Source organism: Streptomyces sp. NPDC058701 (genome assembly GCF_042715295.1).
Taxonomy (GTDB): domain Bacteria; phylum Actinomycetota; class Actinomycetes; order Streptomycetales; family Streptomycetaceae; genus Streptomyces.
In genome coordinates, this window is the sequence record NZ_JBHXSY010000154.1 from 1 (window position 1) to 1031 (window position 1031).

The following is a 1031-nucleotide window of genomic DNA, read 5'->3' on the forward strand; positions in this document are numbered from 1 at the left end:
ACCACCTCAACGAGGCCCAGAACGGGAAGCAACACCTTGATTCCCCGCAAGGCCTTAGTGTGATGCGCCAGAAATCCGGGAGTTAAGTCTGTAGCCTGTTGTCATGTCGCCGGGTCCTCGTGCCGTTGAAGTCCGCCTGTCCGATGAGGTACGCGCGGAGTTGTCTCGTTGAGCAAGTGGGGCGGTGGCACCACGGTTCGCGGAGCGTGCTCGCATCGTGCTGGCGTGCGCGAATGGGGAGCCGAACGCGCGGGTGGCGGTGGAGGTCGGTGTGACCGCCGCGACGGTGAGGAAGTGGCGTGGGAAGTTCGCTGCTGAGGGGATGGCCGGGCTTGAGGATGCCGCGCGTATCGGCCGTCCGAAGGCCGAGCTCGTTCTGAGCGAGGCTGAAGGGGACCAGCTGATCCGGTGGGCCAGGCGCGCGAAGACCGCCCAGTTTCTGGCCCTGCGCGCGAGGGTCGTGCTGCGTTGCGCGGAGGGCGGGACGAACCGGCAGGCCGCGGCCGATCTCAGTGTCGATGCCTCGACCGTCGACCGCTGGCGCAGCCGGTTCATCACTCACCGCCTTGAAGGCCTGGTCGATGAGCCCAGGCCGGGCCGGCCGCCCTCGATTATCCTCGACCAGGTCGAGGACGTGATCGTGGCGACGCTGGAGTCCACTCCGGGCAGGGACACCCACTGGTCACGGGCTTCGATGGCCGCTCGCACGGGGCTGTCGGAATCCACGGTCGGTCGAATCTGGAAGCGGTTCGATCTCAAGCCGCACCTGCAGGACTCCTTCAATTTGTCTACCGATCCGCAGTTCGTGGTCAAGGTCGTCGATGTCGTCGGCCTCTACCACAACCCACCCGAGCGGGCGGTGGTGTTATGCGTGGACGAGAAGAGCCAGATCCAGGAGCTGGACCGTTCGCAGCCGGTGTTGCCGATGATGCCGGGCATGCCCGAGCGGCGCACCCACGACTACCTGCGGCACGGCACGCAGCTCTTCCCGGTTGGGGTTGGAGTCGTAGCCCTTGTCGCCGAGCAGAGCG

The 1031-nt window shown here is 66.2% G+C and carries 1 protein-coding gene; it reads left to right on the forward strand.

Annotated elements, in window-relative coordinates; all coding sequences use genetic code 11:
- Window positions 1–217 precede the first annotated feature (217 nt).
- The coding region (locus tag ACFWW8_RS38665; protein WP_386537634.1) for an IS630 family transposase at window positions 218–1031 on the forward strand (814 nt) is incomplete at its 3' end.